Origin of the sequence: Streptomyces sp. NBC_00045, assembly GCF_045041095.1 — a bacterium.
In the GTDB taxonomy this organism is placed as follows: domain Bacteria; phylum Actinomycetota; class Actinomycetes; order Streptomycetales; family Streptomycetaceae; genus Streptomyces.
The window spans coordinates 2390273-2408688 of record NZ_CP108271.1 but is presented as its reverse complement, the minus strand read 5'-3'; the positions used below and the strand labels follow the sequence as shown (position 1 = coordinate 2408688).

16 protein-coding genes are annotated in these 18416 nt (G+C 71.4%); all 16 read left to right on the top strand.

Going from position 1 to position 18416, the window contains the following annotated elements; translation table 11 throughout:
- Positions 1–117 precede the first annotated feature (117 nt).
- Positions 118–1047: a 16S rRNA (cytosine(1402)-N(4))-methyltransferase RsmH gene (gene rsmH / locus OHA65_RS11360; protein WP_327283006.1), complete on the top strand. Its 930-nt coding sequence runs from the start codon at positions 118–120 to the stop codon at positions 1045–1047.
- Positions 1044–1562 carry a hypothetical protein gene (locus OHA65_RS11355; RefSeq protein WP_327283005.1) on the top strand — a complete coding sequence of 173 codons (519 nt, stop codon included), beginning with the start codon at positions 1044–1046 and terminating at the stop codon, positions 1560–1562. The genes rsmH and OHA65_RS11355 overlap by 4 nt, the downstream gene beginning before the upstream one ends.
- Positions 1563–1775: 213 nt before the next feature.
- Positions 1776–3788, top strand: coding sequence for a peptidoglycan D,D-transpeptidase FtsI family protein (locus OHA65_RS11350; protein ID WP_371646624.1), 2013 nt, complete (start codon positions 1776–1778; stop codon positions 3786–3788).
- 45 nt (positions 3789–3833) lie between these two features.
- Complete coding sequence (locus OHA65_RS11345; RefSeq protein ID WP_327283003.1) at positions 3834–5546, top strand: UDP-N-acetylmuramoyl-L-alanyl-D-glutamate--2,6-diaminopimelate ligase; 1713 nt, start codon at positions 3834–3836, stop codon at positions 5544–5546.
- The gene (gene murF, locus OHA65_RS11340) at positions 5543–6961 is read left to right on the top strand and encodes a UDP-N-acetylmuramoyl-tripeptide--D-alanyl-D-alanine ligase (RefSeq protein WP_327283002.1); all 1419 of its coding nucleotides are present in this window, start codon (positions 5543–5545) and stop codon (positions 6959–6961) included. Before OHA65_RS11345 ends, murF begins: the two co-directional genes overlap by 4 nt.
- A complete protein-coding gene (gene mraY / locus OHA65_RS11335; protein ID WP_327283001.1) occupies positions 6958–8028 on the top strand; it encodes a phospho-N-acetylmuramoyl-pentapeptide-transferase in 1071 nt (356 codons plus the stop codon). The genes murF and mraY overlap by 4 nt, the downstream gene beginning before the upstream one ends.
- On the top strand, positions 8010–9569 hold the full coding sequence (gene murD / locus OHA65_RS11330; protein ID WP_327283000.1) for a UDP-N-acetylmuramoyl-L-alanine--D-glutamate ligase: 1560 nt from the start codon (positions 8010–8012) through the stop codon (positions 9567–9569). Before mraY ends, murD begins: the two co-directional genes overlap by 19 nt.
- Positions 9570–9648: 79 nt before the next feature.
- Positions 9649–11055, top strand: a complete 1407-nt coding sequence (gene ftsW / locus OHA65_RS11325) for a putative lipid II flippase FtsW (protein WP_327282999.1) — start codon at positions 9649–9651, stop codon at positions 11053–11055.
- Positions 11056–11061: 6 nt separating this feature from the next.
- A complete protein-coding gene (gene murG, locus OHA65_RS11320) occupies positions 11062–12156 on the top strand; it encodes an undecaprenyldiphospho-muramoylpentapeptide beta-N-acetylglucosaminyltransferase (protein WP_327282998.1) in 1095 nt (364 codons plus the stop codon).
- 16 nt (positions 12157–12172) lie between these two features.
- Positions 12173–13024, top strand: coding sequence for a cell division protein FtsQ/DivIB (locus tag OHA65_RS11315; protein ID WP_405761809.1), 852 nt, complete (start codon positions 12173–12175; stop codon positions 13022–13024).
- Between the two features lie 280 nt (positions 13025–13304).
- Positions 13305–14510 carry a cell division protein FtsZ gene (gene ftsZ, locus OHA65_RS11310; protein ID WP_327282997.1) on the top strand — a complete coding sequence of 402 codons (1206 nt, stop codon included), beginning with the start codon at positions 13305–13307 and terminating at the stop codon, positions 14508–14510.
- Positions 14507–15238, top strand: a complete 732-nt coding sequence (pgeF, locus tag OHA65_RS11305) for a peptidoglycan editing factor PgeF (protein ID WP_328762478.1) — start codon at positions 14507–14509, stop codon at positions 15236–15238. Before ftsZ ends, pgeF begins: the two co-directional genes overlap by 4 nt.
- A gap of 3 nt (positions 15239–15241) precedes the next feature.
- Positions 15242–15961, top strand: a complete 720-nt coding sequence (locus OHA65_RS11300; RefSeq protein WP_327282995.1) for a YggS family pyridoxal phosphate-dependent enzyme — start codon at positions 15242–15244, stop codon at positions 15959–15961.
- Positions 15962–16112: 151 nt separating this feature from the next.
- On the top strand, positions 16113–16721 hold the full coding sequence (locus tag OHA65_RS11295; RefSeq protein ID WP_053790919.1) for a cell division protein SepF: 609 nt from the start codon (positions 16113–16115) through the stop codon (positions 16719–16721).
- A 60-nt stretch (positions 16722–16781) separates the two neighbouring features.
- Positions 16782–17078, top strand: a complete 297-nt coding sequence (locus tag OHA65_RS11290) for a YggT family protein (RefSeq protein ID WP_030155988.1) — start codon at positions 16782–16784, stop codon at positions 17076–17078.
- 82 nt (positions 17079–17160) lie between these two features.
- Complete coding sequence (locus tag OHA65_RS11285; protein WP_327282993.1) at positions 17161–18393, top strand: DivIVA domain-containing protein; 1233 nt, start codon at positions 17161–17163, stop codon at positions 18391–18393.
- The last annotated feature ends 23 nt before the right edge of the window (positions 18394–18416 follow it).

Here is an 18416-nt window from a genome sequence, read left to right as displayed (position 1 = left end):
GGCCCTGACCGGCCGCCCGGCCCCCTGGTAACACTCCGCGTGCGCGGCGCGGCGTATGCCTGCCGCGCCGTTATCTGAGAGGGCGCTTTGACTAGCGAGTCCCGACATGTCCCGGTGATGCTCCAGCGGTGCCTGGACCTGTTGGCCCCGGCGCTGGAGAGGCCCGGGGCCGTCGTCGTCGACTGCACCCTCGGCCTCGGCGGCCACAGCGAGGCCCTGCTCACCCGGTTCCCCGAGGCCCACCTCATCGGCCTCGACCGCGACAAGGAGGCCCTGCGGCTCTCCGGCGAGCGGCTCGCGCCCTTCGGCGACCGCGCCACCCTCGTCCACGCCGTCTACGACGAGCTGCCCGAGGTACTGGACCGGCTCGGCATCCCCACCGTCCAGGGCGTCCTGTTCGACCTCGGCGTCTCCTCCATGCAGCTCGACGAGGCCGACCGCGGGTTCGCGTACGCGCAGGACGCGCCGCTGGACATGCGGATGGACCAGACGACCGGGATGAGCGCCGCCGAGGTTCTCAACACCTACCCGCCGGGCGAGCTCGTACGGATCCTGCGCCAGTACGGCGAGGAGAAGCAGGCCAAGCGGATCGTGTCGGCGATCGTCCGCGAGCGGGACAAGGAGCCGTTCACGAACAGTGCACGGCTGGTCGACCTGATCCGCGACGCGCTGCCGCAGGCGGCCAAGCGGACGGGCGGCAACCCGGCCAAGCGGACCTTCCAGGCGCTGCGCATCGAGGTCAACGGCGAACTGTCGGTCCTGGAGCGGGCCGTCCCGGCCGCGGTGGAGCGGATCGCGGTGGGCGGCCGGATCGCGGTGCTCTCGTACCACTCGCTGGAGGACCGGCTCGTCAAGCAGGTCTTCGCGGCGGGCGCGACCTCCACGGCCCCGCCCGGGCTGCCCGTGGTACCGGAGAAGTACCAGCCCAAGCTGAAGCTGCTCACCCGTGGCGCGGAGCTGCCCACGGAGGAGGAGATCGCCGAGAACCGGCGGGCCGCCCCGGCCCGCTTCCGCGGCGTCGAGCGCATCCGGGAGGCGCGGCTGTGAGCAAGGCCGGGGGACTGGGGCGGCTGCGCGGCGGCCCCTCGGGGCAGGCGGCGCGGACCCCGTTCGTCCTGCTGGTGGTGGCGCTGCTGGCCGGTGGCCTGATCAGCCTGCTGCTGCTGAACTCGGCACTCAACCAGGGCTCCTTCCAGCTGAGCAAGCTGAAGAAGGAGACCACCGCACTCACGGACGAAGAACAGGCGCTGCAGCGGGACGTCGACGGCTACTCGGCGCCGGACGCGCTGCAGCGGCGGGCCCACGAGCTGGGCCTGGTCCCCGGCGGCAGCCCGGTCTTCATCGGGCCCGACGGCAAGGTCACCGGGACCGCGGCGCCGGCTGAGGCCCCCGCGCCACCGCCGGCGGCGACCCCGAACCAGCCCGCCCCCGGCGCGGCTCCCGGCTCCACCCCCGCCGGGACCCCGGGGCCCGCCCCCGGCGCCACCCCGGCCGGTACGCCCCCGAGCGCGCAGCCCGTGCCGGGGGGAGCTCCTCAGCCCAACCCGACCCCCGGAAGGTGACGCCGTGACGCGGACAGCTGCTGCGGGACGCTGCACCGGATTGCCCGCCCCCGCCCCCGCCCCCGCCCCCGCCAGGCCCGGCGGCCAGCCGCTGCGCGGGGCTTTCCCCTCCCCACCCCCCTCCCGTTCCCCGGGCTCGGTCCGGCCCACCGGCGGCAGGGCGCACGCGGACGCGTCGACGGGCCCGGGCGTGCCGGGGCCGGGCGCCGGGTCGTGCGGGGTGGCGGCGTGAAGGGGCAGGACGTGCGGCGCCGGGTGCCCGGACCCGGGCGTGTGCGGCCCGGGGGCGCCGATCGGGCCCGCGTCAACTCCCGGCCCGCAACGCGCAGACCCGTCCCGGCCAGGACATCGCACACCATCCGCCTCGGCAGCCCCAAGCCCCGGCTGCGCCTCGTCAGCGTCGGGCTGACCCTCGTCATGGTGGCCTTCGTCGTGCGACTGCTCCAGGTGCAGGCCTTCGACGCCTCCGCGTACTCCGCCAAGGCCTCCGAGAACCGCTTCGCCAGCTACACCCTGGCCGCCGAGCGCGGTGAGATCACCGACCGCAAGGGCGTGGCCCTCGCCGCCAGCGTCGACGCGTACGACATCACCGCCGACCCGAAGATGTTCACCCCGCAGGACAGCAAGGCTCCGGACGCCCCCGAGCAGGCCGCCGCCCTGCTCGGGCCGATCCTCGGCAAGGACGCCAAGGAGCTCACGGCCCGCCTCAAGACCAAGAACACCCGCTACGTCGTCCTGGCCCGCCGCCAGACCCCGCAGGTCTGGAACCAGATCAAGGACCTCAAGCGGGTCTTCGCCGACAAGGCTGCCGCCGACAAGAAGAACAACGGCCCCGGCGCCAACGTCCTCGCCGGCGTGTTCAACGAGGACAGCAGCAAGCGCGTGTACCCCAACGGGGACCTGGCCGCCGGGATACTGGGCTACGTCAACGCCGAGGGCAAGGGCGCCGGCGGGCTGGAGTCCTCCCTCGACAAGAAGCTGGCCGGCAAGGACGGGGCGATCACGTACGCCCAGTCCGGCGGCCGCCGCGTGCCCACCGCCGGGTCCAGCGAGAAGCCCGCCGTGCCCGGCGAGGACATCGAGCTGACGATCGACCGCGACATCCAGTGGGCGGCGCAGAGCGCCATCACCGAGCAGGTCGCCAAGTCCGAGGCCGACCGCGGCTACGTCGTCGTCCAGGACACCCGCACGGGCGAGGTGCTGGCCATGGCCAACGCCCCCGGCTTCGACCCCAACGACCTGTCGAAGGCCAGCTCCGCCGCCATGGGCAACGCGGCCCTCCAGGACGTGTACGAGCCCGGCTCCACCGCCAAGGTGATGTCGATGGCCGCCGTACTGGAGGAGAAGAAGGCCACGCCCGAAACGCACGTCGAGGTGCCCAACCGGCTGCACCGCGGCGACCGGCTGTTCAAGGACGACATCGACCACCCGACCTGGTACCTGACCCTCAACGGGGTCCTCGCCAAGTCCTCCAACATCGGCACGATCCTGGCCACCGGCCAGCTCGGCGCCACCCAGCCCGAGGCCAACCGGGTCCTCTACTCGTACCTGAACAAGTTCGGCATCGGGCAGCCCACCGGCCTGAACTACCCGGGCGAGTCCCGGGGCATCCTCGCCCGGCCCGAGGCCTGGTCCACCTCCCAGCAGTACACGATCCCTTTCGGCCAGGGCCTGTCCCTCAACGCCATGCAGGCGGCCTCCGTGTACTCGACGATCGCCAACGGCGGAGTCCGGATCACACCCACCCTGGTCCGCGGCACCAAGGGCCCCGACGGCCGCTTCACCCCGGCCCCGGCACCCGAGCAGAACCGTGTGATCAGCCCGGAGACCGCCAAGGCCCTGTCCGAGATGCTGGAGTCGGTCGTCGACGACCAGGAGGGCACCGGCACCAAGGCCCGCATCCCCGGCTACCGGGTCGGCGGCAAGACCGGCACCTCCAACCGGGTAGATCCGGCCACCGGGCGCTACAAGGGCTACACCGCCTCCTTCGCCGGGTTCGCGCCCGCCGACAACCCGCGGATCACCGTGTACTGCGCCATCCAGAACCCCACCAAGGGCAACTACTTCGGCGGCCAGATCTGCGGCCCGATCTACAAGAAGGTCATGGAGTTCGCCCTCAAGACCCTCCAGGTCGCCCCGACCGGAACCGCCCCCGCCGGGCTCCCGGTCACCTTCGACGCCGGCCCCCCGCCCGCATCCCAGCCCAGCCGGCAGCCCGGCCAGTGACCCGGCGGGCCCGCCGGCCCGCCAGAAATCCGTGAGGCACCATCAGTGACAACGATCACCCCGAAACCCGGGAACCCGTCGCCCGCCGCCAGCGCGGCCGGGCCCTCACTTCGCGAGCGGCCCGCCGCGCCCGGTACGCTCACCGCCGTGCCCCACGCTGATCAGCCCAGAACCGCCCAGGAAGACGCCCCGGCAACGCCGCCGGGAGCGCCCCGGCCCGTGACCGCCCGCCCGACCCCTCTGGGCGAGCTGGCCACCCTGCTGGGCATCGAAGCCCCCGGCGCAGGCGCCGGCGCCGCGCAGCAGATCACCGGGATCACGCACGACTCCCGTGCGGTGCGCCCCGGCGACCTGTACGCGGCCCTGCCCGGCGCGAAGCTGCACGGCGCCGACTTCGCGGCCCAGGCGGCCGCACTCGGCGCCGCGGCCGTGCTGAGCGACCCGGCGGGCGCGGAGCGTGCGTCCGCGACCGGGCTGCCGGTCCTCGCCGTCGCCGACCCGCGCGCCCGCATGGGTGAGCTCGCCGCAACGATCTACGGCCGTCCCGGTGAAGACCTGCTCCAGATCGGCATCACCGGCACCTCCGGCAAGACCACCACGGCGTACCTCGTCGAGGGCGGCCTGCGCGGGGCCGGGCGCAGCACCGGCCTGGTCGGGACCGTCGAGATGCGCATCGGCGACGAGCGCATCAAGTCGGAGCGCACCACCCCCGAGGCCACCGACCTCCAGGCCCTGTTCGCGGTCATGCGCGAACGCGGGGTCGAGGCCGTCGCCATGGAGGTCTCCAGCCACGCCCTGGTGCTCGGCCGGGTCGACGGATGCGTCTTCGACGTCGCCGTCTTCAACAACCTGAGCCCGGAGCACATGGAGTTCCACTCCGACATGGAGGACTACTTCCAGGCCAAGGCGCAGCTCTTCACCGAGCGCCGCGCCCGCCTCGGGGTGGTCAACGTCGACGACGAGTACGGCCGTCGGCTCGCCAAGGAGGCGACCATCCCGGTGGTCACCTTCTCCGCCGCCGGAGACCCGGCCGCCGACTGGCGCGCCGAGGACGTCGTGCACGGGCACATGGACTCCACGCTGACCCTGCTGGGCCCGGACGGGCAGCGCGTACGGGCCACGGCCCCGCTGCCCGGCCCGTTCAACGTCGCCAACACCGTCGCCGCGGTCGTCACGCTCGCCGCCGCCGGCCTCGACCCGCAGACCGCCGCCGACGGCGTCGCCGCGGTCCCCGGAGTGCCCGGCCGGCTGGAGCGGGTGGACGCGGGCCAGCCGTACCTCGCCGTCGTCGACTACGCGCACAAGACGGACGCCGTCGTGTCGGTGCTGCGCGCGCTGCGCGAGGTCACCACCGGCAAGCTGCACATCGTGCTCGGCTGCGGCGGCGACCGGGACACCACCAAGCGGGCCCCGATGGGCGCCGCGGCCGCCCGGTTCGCCGACACCGCCGTGCTGACCTCCGACAATCCGCGCTCCGAGGACCCCCTCGCGATCCTCGCCGCGATGTTCGAAGGCGCCGTCTCCGTCCCCGCCGAGGAGCGCGGCACGGTCCTCGTCGACGCCGACCGGGCCGCGGCGATCGCCGCGGTCATCGCGCGCGCCGAGCCCGGCGACACCGTGCTCGTGGCGGGCAAGGGCCACGAGCAGGGCCAGGAGACCGCAGGCGTCGTACGGCCCTTCGACGACCGCGCGGTGCTCCGCGCCGCGATCGAGAACCATGCGCAATCCGACGTCCGACAGGCCGAGGTGAACCAGTGATCGCCCTTTCCCTCGCCGAGATCGCCGACATCACCGGCGGCCAGCTCCACGACATACCGGATCCGTCCGCGCGGGTCACCGGTCCCGTCGTCTTCGACTCCCGCGAGGTGGAGGCCGGCAGTCTGTTCGCCGCCTTCGTCGGCGAACGGGTCGACGGCCACGACTACGCCGAACGCGCCGTCGCCGCCGGGGCCACCGCGGTCCTCGCGACCCGGCCCGTCGGCGTGCCCGCGGTCGTCGTCCCCGACGTCGTCGCCGCCCTCGGAGCCCTGGCCGGCGCCGTCGTGGCACGGATCGGCACCGACGTGGTCGCCCTGACCGGCTCGGCCGGCAAGACCTCCACCAAGGACCTGATCGCCCAGGTCCTCCAGCACCACGCGCCGACCGTGTGGACGCCCGGGAACCTCAACAACGAGATCGGCCTGCCGATCACGACGCTGCGGGCCACCGAGGAAACCCGGCACCTGGTCCTGGAGATGGGGGCCCGGGGCATCGGCCACATCCGCTACCTCACCGGGCTCACCCCGCCGCGCATCGGCCTGGTGCTGAACGTCGGCACCGCCCACATCGGGGAGTTCGGCGGCCGCGAGGCCATCGCGCAGGCCAAGGGGGAGCTGGTCGAGGCCCTGCCGGCCGAGTCCGAGGGCGGTGTCGCCGTCCTCAACGCCGACGACCTCCTCGTCCGCGCGATGTCCTCCCGCACCAAGGCCCGCACGGTGCTGTTCGGCGAGGCCGAGGACGCCGACGTCCGCGCCACCGAAGTCCGCATGACGCCTCGGGGATGCCCTTCCTTCACACTGCACACACCCACCGGGTGCAGTGATGTGACCTTGCGGCTGTACGGTGAGCACCACGTGTCGAACGCGCTTGCCGCGGCCGCCGTCGCCCATGTGCTGGGCATGTCCGTCGAGGAGATCGCCACCGCGCTCTCCGGTGCCGGCACGCTCTCGCGCTGGCGGATGGAGGTCACCGAGCGGGCCGACGGCGTGACGGTCGTCAACGACGCCTACAACGCGAACCCCGAGTCCATGCGGGCCGCACTGCGCGCACTTGCCGCCATGGGGGGCGCAGCGCAGGCGACGGGGGGTCGCACGTGGGCGGTGCTCGGTCCGATGGCCGAGCTCGGTGACGACTCGCTCGCCGAGCACGACGCGGTCGGACGGCTTGTCGTCCGGCTCAACGTGAGCAAGCTCGTCGCAGTCGGGGGCAGGGAAGCGTCCTGGTTGCAACTGGGCGCATATAACGAGGGTTCGTGGGGTGAGGAGTCGGTGCTCGTGTCCGACACGCAGGCGGCGATCGACCTGTTGCACGGTGAACTGAGGCCGGGGGACGTCGTGCTGGTGAAGGCGTCCAGGTCGGCCGGTCTGGAGCGGGTCGCGCAGGCGCTGCTCGATGGCGAGGTCGCCGACCGATGAGGCAGATCCTGTTCGCCGGTGTCATCGGCATGTTCCTGACCGTGATCGGCACCCCGCTGCTGATCAAGCTGTTGGCCCGGAAGGGCTACGGCCAGTTCATCCGCGACGACGGCCCGCGCGGCCACGCCGGGAAGAAGGGCACGCCCACCATGGGCGGCATCTCCTTCATCATGGCGACGATCATCGCGTACGCCCTGACGAAGGTGATCACGGGCAGCCAGCCCACGTTCTCCGGCGTGCTGGTGCTCTTCCTGATGTCCGGCATGGGCCTCGTCGGCTACCTCGACGACTACATCAAGATCGTCAAGCGCCGCTCGCTCGGCCTGCGGGCCAAGGCCAAGATGGCCGGCCAGCTGATCGTGGGCATCGCCTTCGCGGTGCTCGCGCTGCAGTTCAAGGACGCCCGCGGCAACGCCCCGGCCTCCACCAAGCTGTCGTTCGTCACGGACTTCGGCTGGTCGATCGGCCCGGTGCTGTTCGTGGTCTGGGCGCTGTTCATGATCCTGGCGATGTCGAACGGCGTGAACCTGACGGACGGTCTGGACGGTCTGGCCACCGGCGCCGCGGTGATGGTCTTCGGTGCCTACACGTTCATCGGCGTCTGGCAGTTCCAGGAGTCGTGCGCCAACGCGCAGACCCTGACGAACCCCAACGCGTGCTTCGAGGTACGAGATCCGCTGGACCTCGCGATCGTCGCCTCCGCGCTGATGGGCGCCTGCTTCGGCTTCCTGTGGTGGAACACTTCGCCCGCCAAGATCTTCATGGGTGACACCGGCTCGCTGGCCCTCGGCGGCGCGCTCGCCGGCCTTGCGATCTGTTCCCGCACGGAGTTCCTGATCGCCCTCCTCGGCGGCCTCTTCGTCCTCATCACCATGTCGGTCGTCATCCAGGTCGGCTCCTTCAAGCTCACCGGGAAGCGCGTCTTCCGGATGGCCCCGCTGCAGCACCACTTCGAGCTGAAGGGCTGGTCCGAGGTCCTGGTGGTGGTCCGGTTCTGGATCATCCAGGGCATGTGCGTGATCGTGGGTCTCGGACTCTTCTACGCGGGATGGGCAGCGGACAAGTGAGCACCACCGACCTGGCCGGCCTGCTCGGCCCCGATCCCCTGGGCCGGTTCGGTCTGCCGGGCCGGATCACCGTGGCCGGCCTCGGCATCAGCGGCATCAGCGCCGCCCGGGCGCTGGCCGGACTCGGTGCGACGGTGACCGTCGTCGACAACGGCGACGGCGACGCGCACCGCGCGAAGGCCGCCGAACTCGCGGAGCTGGGCATCGAGGTCCGGCTGGGACACCTGCCCGACGGCGCCCGCGCCGGGGAAGCCCTGCCCGAGGGCACCGAACTGGTCGTCACCTCGCCCGGCTGGCAGCCCGAGAGCCCGCTCTTCCTGGCCGCCGCCGAGGCGGGCGTCGACGTCGTCGGCGACGTCGAGATCGCCTGGCGGCTGCGCGGGGCGGGCGTGGAACTCCGCGCCGCCCGCCGGGCCGCCGCGGCGGAGACGGACGCCGAGCGGGCCACGGCCGCGCCGGCGGAGTGGCTGGCGATCACCGGCACCAACGGCAAGACCACCACCACGCAGATGCTCGCGTCGATCCTGAAGGCCGCGGGCCTGAAGACCGCGGCCGTCGGCAACATCGGCACCCCGATCATCGACGTGGTGCTCGGCGAGGAGCAGTACGACGTACTCGCCGTCGAACTCTCCAGCTACCAGCTTCACTGGGCGCCCTCGCTGCGCGCCCACTCGGCGGCCGTGCTCAACCTGGCCCCGGACCACCTCGACTGGCACGGCTCGATGGAGGCGTACGCCGCCGACAAGGGCCGGATCTACGAGGGCAACACCGTCGCCTGCGTCTACAACGTCGCCGACCCGGCCACCGAGGCCCTGGTCGTCGAGGCGGACGTCGAGGAGGGCTGCCGGGCGATCGGCTTCACCCTCGGCGCCCCCGGTCCCTCCATGCTCGGCGTCGTCGACGGCATCCTCGTCGACCGCGCGTTCGTGGAGAACCGGCAGAAGAACGCCCAGGAGCTCGCCGAGGTCAAGGACGTCAACCCGCCGGCCCCGCACAACATCGCCAACGCGCTCGCCGCGGCGGCCCTGGCCCGCGCCTTCGGCGTCACGCCGCGCGCGGTCCGCGACGGGCTGCGCGACTTCCGCCCCGACGCGCACCGCGTCGCGTTCGTGGACGAGGTCGCGGGAGTCACGTACATCGACGACTCCAAGGCCACCAACACGCACGCCGCCGAGGCCTCCCTGGCGGCCTTCGAGCCCGTCGTGTGGATCGCCGGCGGCCTCGCCAAGGGCGCGACCTTCGACGAGCTCGTCCAGAGGTCCGTGAAGCAGCTGCGCGCCGTCGTGCTGATCGGCGCCGACCGGGCGCTGATCGCCGAGGCGCTGGCGCGACACGCCCCCGAGGTCCCGGTCGTCGACCTCGACCGGACCGACACTGGGGCGATGCTCGCAGCGGTCCGGGAAGCGGCCCGGCTCGCAGAGCCCGGCGACACGGTTCTGCTGGCCCCGGCCTGTGCCTCGATGGACATGTTCGCGAACTACAACAAGCGCGGGGACGCATTCGCGGACGCGGTGCGCGAACTGGCCGCCGAGAGCGCGTAGGTCCGGCCGGTCCGTTCCAGGCCGGCGAGTCCTCCCCGACCGGCTGCTCGTCCCGTACGAGTGGAGGGGAAGGTCACACATGCCGGCCAAGCAAGTGCTGCCGGGGCGGCGGCCGTCCGCCGCGAAGGCCGCGGCGTCGGCCAAAGGTGCCAAGTCCGGCAGGACGGTCAAGGCGCAGGGCCGCAGGCGTCCTGCGGGGAGCACGAAGCGGCCCGCCGGAGGCGGGCCGCTGGAGCGGTTCCGGCGTACGCAGCGGCAGTTGCGCAAGGCCTGGGACCGGCCCCTCACCGCCTATTACCTGATTTTCGGCAGCTCCCTGCTCATCACCGTGCTCGGCCTGGTGATGGTCTACTCGGCCTCCATGATCAAGGCGCTCCAGCTGGGCCTGGGGGACGCGTACTTCTTCAAGAAGCAGTTCCTGGCCGCGCTGATCGGCACCGGGCTGCTGCTGGCCGCCTCCCGGATGCCGGTCAAACTGCACCGGGCGCTGTCGTATCCCGTGCTCGCGGGAACCCTGTTCCTCATGGTCCTGGTCCAGGTGCCCGGGATAGGGGTGGCGATCAACGGCAACCAGAATTGGATCTCCCTTGGCGGTCCGTTCATGCTCCAGCCCAGTGAGTTCGGCAAGCTGGCACTGATCCTGTGGGGCGCCGACCTGCTCGCGCGCAAGGGCGACAAGGAGCTGCTGAGCCAGTGGAAGCACCTGTTGGTGCCGCTGGTCCCGGTGGCGTTCCTGCTGCTCGGGCTGATCATGCTGGGCGGGGACATGGGCACCGCGATGATCCTCGGGGCCATCCTGTTCGGCCTGCTGTGGCTGGCCGGAGCCCCGACGCGGTTGTTCGTGGCGGTGCTGACCTTCGCGGGTGTGATCGTCGCACTGCTGATCAAGACCAGTCCGCACCGGATGGACCGGCTCGCCTGCATCGGCGCGACGGATCCCGGCCGGGGCGACCTGTGCTGGCAGGCCGTGCACGGGATCTACGCCCTCGCCTCCGGCGGATGGTTCGGTTCTGGTTTGGGTGCCAGTGTGGAAAAATGGGGGCAACTGCCCGAAGCCCATACCGACTTCATCTTTGCCATCACCGGGGAGGAACTGGGACTGGCAGGGACGCTGTCGGTACTCGCCCTGTTCGCGGCTCTAGGCTATGCGGGTATCCGCGTGGCCGGACGCACGGAGGATTCCTTCGTACGGTATGCCGCGGGAGGCGTGACCACCTGGATCACGGCCCAGGCCGTGATCAACATCGGTGCGGTGCTCGGTCTACTGCCGATCGCCGGAGTCCCGCTCCCGCTGTTCTCGTACGGAGGGTCCGCGCTGCTGCCGACGATGTTCGCGGTCGGACTGCTCATCGCGTTCGCGCGGGAGGAGCCGGCGGCGCGCGCGGCGCTCGCGATGCGCCAGCCGAAGACCGGCTGGAAGCGGACCGGGCAGAGATGGAAGTCGATGAGACGGAGCGTCAAGAGGCGTCCGTCCGGAGAGCGGTGAATTTCGGTGCATGTCGTACTCGCCGGTGGGGGGACCGCCGGCCACATCGAGCCGGCGCTCGCCCTCGCGGACGCCCTGCGCAGGCAGGACCCTTCCGTGGGCATCACCGCCCTCGGCACGGAGCGCGGGCTCGAAACCCGTCTCGTGCCCGAGCGCGGCTATGAGCTGGGGCTGATCCCCGCCGTCCCGCTGCCCCGCAAGCCCACCCCCGAGCTGATCACCGTCCCCGGACGGCTGCGCGGCACGATCAAGGCCGCAGAGGAGATCCTGGAGCGCACCAAGGCCGACTGCGTCGTCGGCTTCGGCGGCTACGTGGCCCTGCCCGGCTACCTCGCCGCCAAGCGGCTCGGCGTGCCGATCATCGTCCACGAGGCCAACGCCCGGCCGGGACTGGCCAACAAGATCGGCTCCCGCTACGCGCACGCCGTCGCGGTCTCCACCCCCGACAGCAAGCTCCGCGGTGCCCGCTACGTGGGCATCCCGCTGCGCCGCAGCATCTCCACCCTGGACCGGGCCGCGGTCCGCCCGGAAGCGCGCGCCGCCTTCGGCCTGGACCCGAACCTGCCGACCCTGTTGGTCTCCGGCGGCTCGCAGGGCGCCCGCCGCCTCAACGAGACCATCCAGCAGGTCGCTCCGACCCTCCAGCGCTCCGGGATCCAGATCCTGCACGCGGTCGGCCCGAAGAACGAACTGCCGCGTGTCGACAACATGCCCGGGATGCCGCCGTATGTGCCGGTACCGTACGTGGACCGGATGGATCTCGCGTACGCCGCCGCCGACATGATGCTGTGCCGCGCGGGCGCGATGACCGTCGCCGAACTCTCCGCCGTCGGGCTGCCGGCCGCGTACGTCCCGCTGCCGATCGGCAACGGCGAACAGCGGCTCAACGCCCAGCCGGTGGTCAAGGCCGGCGGCGGCCTGCTCGTCGACGACGCGGAGCTGACGCCCGACTGGGTGCTCAGCCAGGTCCTGCCGGTGCTCGCCGACCCGCACCGCCTGTACGAGATGTCCCGCGCCGCCGCCGAGTTCGGCCGTCGGGACGCCGACGAGCTGCTGGTCGCGATGGTGTACGAGGCGATCGCCGCCCACAGGAACCGCTAGCGCAGGAGGCACAGGAGTGGCCGGAGCGACGACCGCACAGCGCGGCAATCCCGGGTCCGCCCGCAAGGGCAGGGGCTCCGGCTCTCCCAAGCCGCCCAAGCCGCCCGGGTCGTCGAAGGGATCCGGCCCGCGGGGCCCCGGTGTCCAGCGCCTCGTCCGGCGTCTGCGGCACCGGGGCCCCGTGCTGCTCTCCCTCCTGGCCGCCGTGCTCCTCACCGGGGGCGGCGGCTGGGTGCTGTACGGCTCTTCCTGGTTCCGGGTCGAGAAGGTGACCGCAAGCGGAACCGGGGTGCTGACCCCCGAGCAGGTGCTGGCCGCCGCGGCCGTACCGGTCGGGGCGCCGCTGGTGTCCGTGGACACCGACGAGATCGCGGGTCGGGTCCGCAGCCGGCTGCCCCGTGTCGATTCGGTCGATGTGGTGCGCGCCTGGCCCCACGGAATCGGGCTGAAGGTTACGGAGCGCAAACCCGTCCTGCTCATCAAAAAGGACGCCAAGTTCGTGGAAGTGGACGCATCGGGTGTGCGATTCGACACGGTTCCGAAAGCACCCGTGGGCGTTCCGGTCCTCGAATTGTCCGCGGCGCAGTCCCCGAGCGGCCGCCGCTTCGACGAGGAGCGGCTGCTGCGCGAGGCCGTGGGCGTCGCCGGAGACCTCCCCGAGGCGGTCGCCAAGGAGACCGTGCAGGTCAAGGTGGGGTCGTACGACTCGGTCGTACTGGAGTTGACCCGGGGGCGGACCGTGGTCTGGGGGAGTGGCGAACGGGGCGAGGCAAAGGGCCGAGCCCTGGGCGCCCTGCTGAAAGCGGCTCCCAAGGCTGACCACTTTGACGTGAGCGTCCCCACCGCCCCTGCGGTGTCCGGGAGTTGACGTCGGGTCGAACAGCGACGCACCCTGGTTGGCCACCGATACGGGTGATCACATAGGGTGAAAAGAAAAACGGGAGGTTCGGCGTGTTCGTTGAACACGCGCTACTTGTCGACTTAGTGTCCTGTTCGGAAGAGTCCAAGGAACAGACACACACTTAACCCTAAACTTCAGGGTTAGGGTTCGGGTCGGCACGTTCGGACCGTCCCACATTTCGGCATCAGTCGTCGCAACGCAGGCCCGCGAGGCGGCGACACGTAACTCGAGGCGAGAGGCCTTCGACGTGGCAGCACCGCAGAACTACCTCGCAGTCATCAAGGTCATCGGTGTCGGCGGCGGTGGTGTCAATGCCATCAACCGAATGATCGAGGTCGGTCTCAAGGGCGTCGAGTTCATCGCCATCAACACCGACGCGCAGGCGCTGTTGATGAGCGACGCCGACGTCAAGCTCGACGTCGGCCGTGAACTCACCCGGGGCCTCGGCGCCGGCGCCAACCCGGCAGTCGGTCGCAAGGCGGCAGAGGACCACCGCGAGGAGATCGAGGAGGTCCTCAAGGGGGCCGACATGGTCTTCGTCACCGCCGGCGAGGGCGGCGGCACCGGCACCGGCGGCGCACCCGTCGTCGCCAACATCGCGCGCTCGCTCGGCGCCCTGACGATCGGTGTGGTCACCCGGCCGTTCACCTTCGAGGGCCGGCGCCGCGCGAACCAGGCGGAGGACGGCATCGCCGAGCTCCGCGAAGAGGTCGACACCCTCATCGTCATCCCCAACGACCGGCTGCTGTCCATCTCGGACCGCCAGGTCTCGGTCCTGGACGCCTTCAAGTCGGCCGACCAGGTCCTGCTCTCGGGTGTCCAGGGCATCACCGACCTCATCACCACCCCCGGTCTGATCAACCTCGACTTCGCGGACGTCAAGTCCGTCATGTCCGAGGCCGGCTCGGCCCTCATGGGCATCGGCTCGGCCCGCGGCGACGACCGCGCCGTGGCCGCCGCCGAGATGGCGATCTCCTCGCCGCTGCTGGAGGCGTCCATCGACGGCGCCCGCGGCGTGCTGCTCTCCATCTCCGGTGGCTCGGACCTCGGTCTCTTCGAGATCAACGAGGCCGCGCAGCTGGTGAGCGAGGCCGCCCACCCCGAGGCGAACATCATTTTCGGCGCCGTGATCGACGACGCGCTCGGCGACGAGGTACGGGTCACCGTCATCGCCGCCGGCTTCGACGGCGGACAGCCTCCGGCCCGCCGGGACAACGTCATCGGCGCCGCGTCCACCAAGCGCGAGGAGCCGGCCCCGGCGCCGGTCCGCGCGGCCGAGCCGGCGCGCCCGGCCTTCGGCGGACTGGGTACGGTCACCCCGCGCGAAGAGCCCCCGGCTCCGGTCGAGGCGGTTCCGGTCGAGGCCCCGGCGCCCGCGCCGCAGGTCCCGACGGCCCGGCCGTACCAGGACAGCCCGGCCGAGGAACTGGACGTTCCGGACTTCTTGAAGTGACGCTGGGGCAGCACATCGAGAACGGCGCCCACTTCGCCTTCACCGATCGGTGGGGCGGGGTGAGCGCCGTTCCGTACGAGGAGCTCAATCTCGGCGGCGCGGTCGGAGACGACCCCACCGCCGTTCTCGCGAACCGGGCGATCGCCGCCGAACAGCTGGGCATCGGGCCGGACCGCGTCGTCTGGATGAACCAGGTGCACGGCCGGGACGTGGCCGTGGTCCCCGGACCCTGGGGCGCCGCCGCCGACATCCCGGCGGTGGACGCGGTGGTGACCGCCCGTCGGGGGCTCGCCCTCGCGGTGCTCACCGCGGACTGCACCCCGGTCCTGCTGGCCGATCCCGTCGCGGGGGTCGCTGGCGCGGCCCACGCGGGGCGGCCCGGACTGGTCGCCGGGGTGGTGCCCGCCGCGGTGGAGGCCATGGTCTCCCTCGGGGCCGAACCCGGGCGGATCATCGCCCGGACCGGCCCCGCGATCTGCGGGCGCTGCTACGAAGTACCGGCCGAGATGCGGGACGCGGTCGCCGAAGCGGTGCCGGCCGCCCACGGGGAGACGAGTTGGGGGACACCGTCCGTCGACGTGGTCGCCGGGGTGCACGCCCAGCTCGCGGAGGCGGGGGTGGTGAACCTCCACCGTTCGCCGGTCTGCACACTGGAGTCGCGGGACCACTTCTCGTACCGCCGCGACCGGGTGACCGGGCGGCTTGCCGGATATGTCTGGTTGGACTAGGGAATGACGGATCGTAAGTCGGAACTCGCGGAGAACCTGGCGCGGGTGGAGGAACGCATCGCGTCCGCCTGCGCGGCCGCGGGGCGCGGGCGGGACGAGGTGACGCTCATCGTCGTCACCAAGACCTACCCCGCGAGCGACGTACGACTGCTGGCGGACCTGGGCGTCCGTCACGTGGCGGAAAATCGCGACCAGGACGCCGCCCCCAAGGCCGCGGCCTGCGCGGATCTGCCGCTCAGCTGGCACTTCGTGGGCCAGTTGCAGACGAACAAAGTCCGTTCCGTGGCGGGATACGCGCACGTCGTGCAGTCGGTCGACCGGCCGAAGCTCGTCACGGCGCTGTCGGCGGCCGCGGAGGGTGCCGGGCGCGAACTCGGCTGCCTCGTCCAGATCGCCCTCGACGCCGAGTCGGGGGAGCGCGGGACCCGCGGCGGCGCCGCCGCGGAGCAGCTCGCCGAACTCGCGGACCTCGTGGCCGGGGTGCCCGGACTGCGGCTCGACGGTCTGATGACCGTGGCTCCGCTGGCCGGGCCCTACGCGGGACGCGAACAGGCCGCCTTCGAGCGGCTGGTGGAATTGTCATCCCGCCTGCGCGCGGACCATCCGGCTGCCACGATGGTCTCGGCCGGGATGAGTGCAGACCTGGAACAGGCCGTTGCGGCCGGTGCGACACATGTACGCGTCGGCACTGCGGTACTCGGCGCGAGACCCCGGCTCGGGTAACGTCGCGAAGAAAGTCGGACCACAGCAGAAAATATGGTCATTCCCGCTGATGGGCGGACAGACCACGTGGATCGCGGGCAGTTGGTGACTTTGGTGACACAGCGACACACCTGCGACAGGGCGATCCACCACAGAGCGGAGGACTCAGAGAATGGCCGGCGCGATGCGCAAGATGGCGGTCTACCTCGGCCTCGTGGAGGACGACCGGTACGACAACCCGGGGTACGACCCCGATGACGAGTTCGAGCCCGAGCCGGAACCGGAGCGGGATCGCCGGCGCCAGCAACCCGTGCACCAACCGCCCGTAACGGACGAACCGGTACGAATCGCTCAGCCTCCGGCGCAACGGGAACCCATCCCATTGCCGGTGGAAAACGGACGTCCTGCGCGAATTGCCCCCGTGGCATCCATCACACCTGAACGCTCGAACCTGGAGAAGAACGCCCCCGTGATCATGCCCAAGGTCGTCTCCGAGCGGGAGCCGTACCGCATCACGACGCTGCACCCCCGGACCTACAACGAGGCCCGTACCATCGGGGAACACTTCCGTGAGGGCACTCCGGTGATCATGAACCTCACGGAGATGGACGATACGGATGCGAAGCGACTTGTCGACTTTGCCGCCGGCCTCGTCTTCGGCCTGCACGGCAGCATTGAACGCGTGACACAGAAGGTGTTCCTGCTGTCGCCTGCTAACGTCGATGTCACGGCGGAGGACAAGGCCCGCATCGCGGAGGGCGGGTTCTTCAACCAAAGCTAGACCGATCCGTCAGACACGGGGCCGGGGCCAGAGTGAGAACAGGGGAGAGGGAAGCGCGGGATGGGCGTCGCACTGCAGGTGGTGTACATCGCGCTGATGTGCTTCCTCATCGTGCTGATCTTCCGACTGGTGATGGACTACGTCTTCCAGTTCGCACGTTCATGGACACCCGGCAAGGCGATGGTGGTCGTCCTTGAGGCCACCTACACTGTCACCGATCCACCGCTCAAGCTTCTCCGGCGTTTCATTCCGCCGTTGCGTCTCGGGGGCGTGGCACTCGACCTGTCCTTCTTCGTTCTGATGATCATCGTTTACATCCTCATCAGTTTCGTGAGCACCGCTGCGAGAAGCGTGTGAACGATGAGCTTCCCCGCAGGCGTGGGGACAGTCCCGATACGGTCTTGCCGACTGCCGACGACTACGTAGAGGTGAAGAAGACATGCCGCTGACTCCCGAGGACGTGCGGAACAAGCAGTTCACGACCGTCCGCCTCCGAGAAGGCTATGACGAGGACGAGGTCGATGCCTTCCTCGACGAGGTCGAATCCGAGCTGACGCGCCTGCTGCGCGAGAACGAGGACCTGCGCGCCAAGCTGGCCGCCGCCACGCGTGCCGCCGCGCAGAACCAGCAGCAGCAGGGCATGCGCAAGCCGGAACCCCAGGACCAGCGCGGCCCCGGAGGCCCCGGCGCCCCGGTGCCCGCCGCCATATCCGGCCCGCCGGCGCAGCAGGGCCCGCCGCAGATGGGTCCGCCCCAGCTTCCGGGCGGCCAGCCGCAGCTTCCGGCCGGCCCCAGCGGACTCGGACCGCAGGGTCCGGGCGGCCCGGGTCCGATGGGCGGCCCCATGCACACCATGGGTGGCCAGCAGCAGATGGGCCAGCAGCAGATGGGCCAGCAGCAGATGGGCCAGCCCTCGATGGGCGGCCAGAACCCGCTCGGCCAGCAGATGCAGCCCATGGGCCAGCAGATGCAGCCGATGGGGCAGCAGATGCAGCCCATGGGCCAGCAGATGCAGCAGATGCAGCAGCCGCAGCAGCTCCCGCAGCAGGGCCCCGGTGGCGACAGTGCCGCCCGCGTCCTGTCGCTGGCGCAGCAGACCGCCGACCAGGCGATCGCGGAGGCCCGCTCCGAGGCCAACAAGATCGTCGGCGAGGCGCGCAGCCGCGCCGAGGGTCTGGAGCGGGACGCCCGCGCCAAGGCCGACGCGCTGGAGCGGGACGCCCAGGAGAAGCACCGCGTCGCGATGGGCTCCCTGGAGTCCGCCCGCGCCACGCTGGAGCGCAAGGTCGAGGACCTGCGGGGCTTCGAGCGTGAGTACCGCACGCGCCTGAAGTCCTACCTGGAGTCGCAGCTGCGCCAGCTGGAGACCCAGGCGGACGACTCCCTGGCCCCGCCGCGCAACCCGGCCGGCCCGGCGCTCCCGCCGTCGCCGACCCCGTCGATGGCTCCGGCCGGAGCGATGGGGCACTCCATGGGCGCCCCGTCGCCCATGGGCGGTCCCTCGCCGATGGGCGGCCCGTCCCCGATGGGCGGCCCCTCGTACGGTGGTCAGCAGCAGATGTCTCCCGCGATGACGCAGCCGATGGCTCCGGTGCGGCCGGCCGCGCCGCAGCCGATGCAGCAGGCGCCGTCGCCGATGCGGGGCTTCCTGATCGACGAGGACGACAACTAGGCGGTACGCCCTCTGGGCGGCGT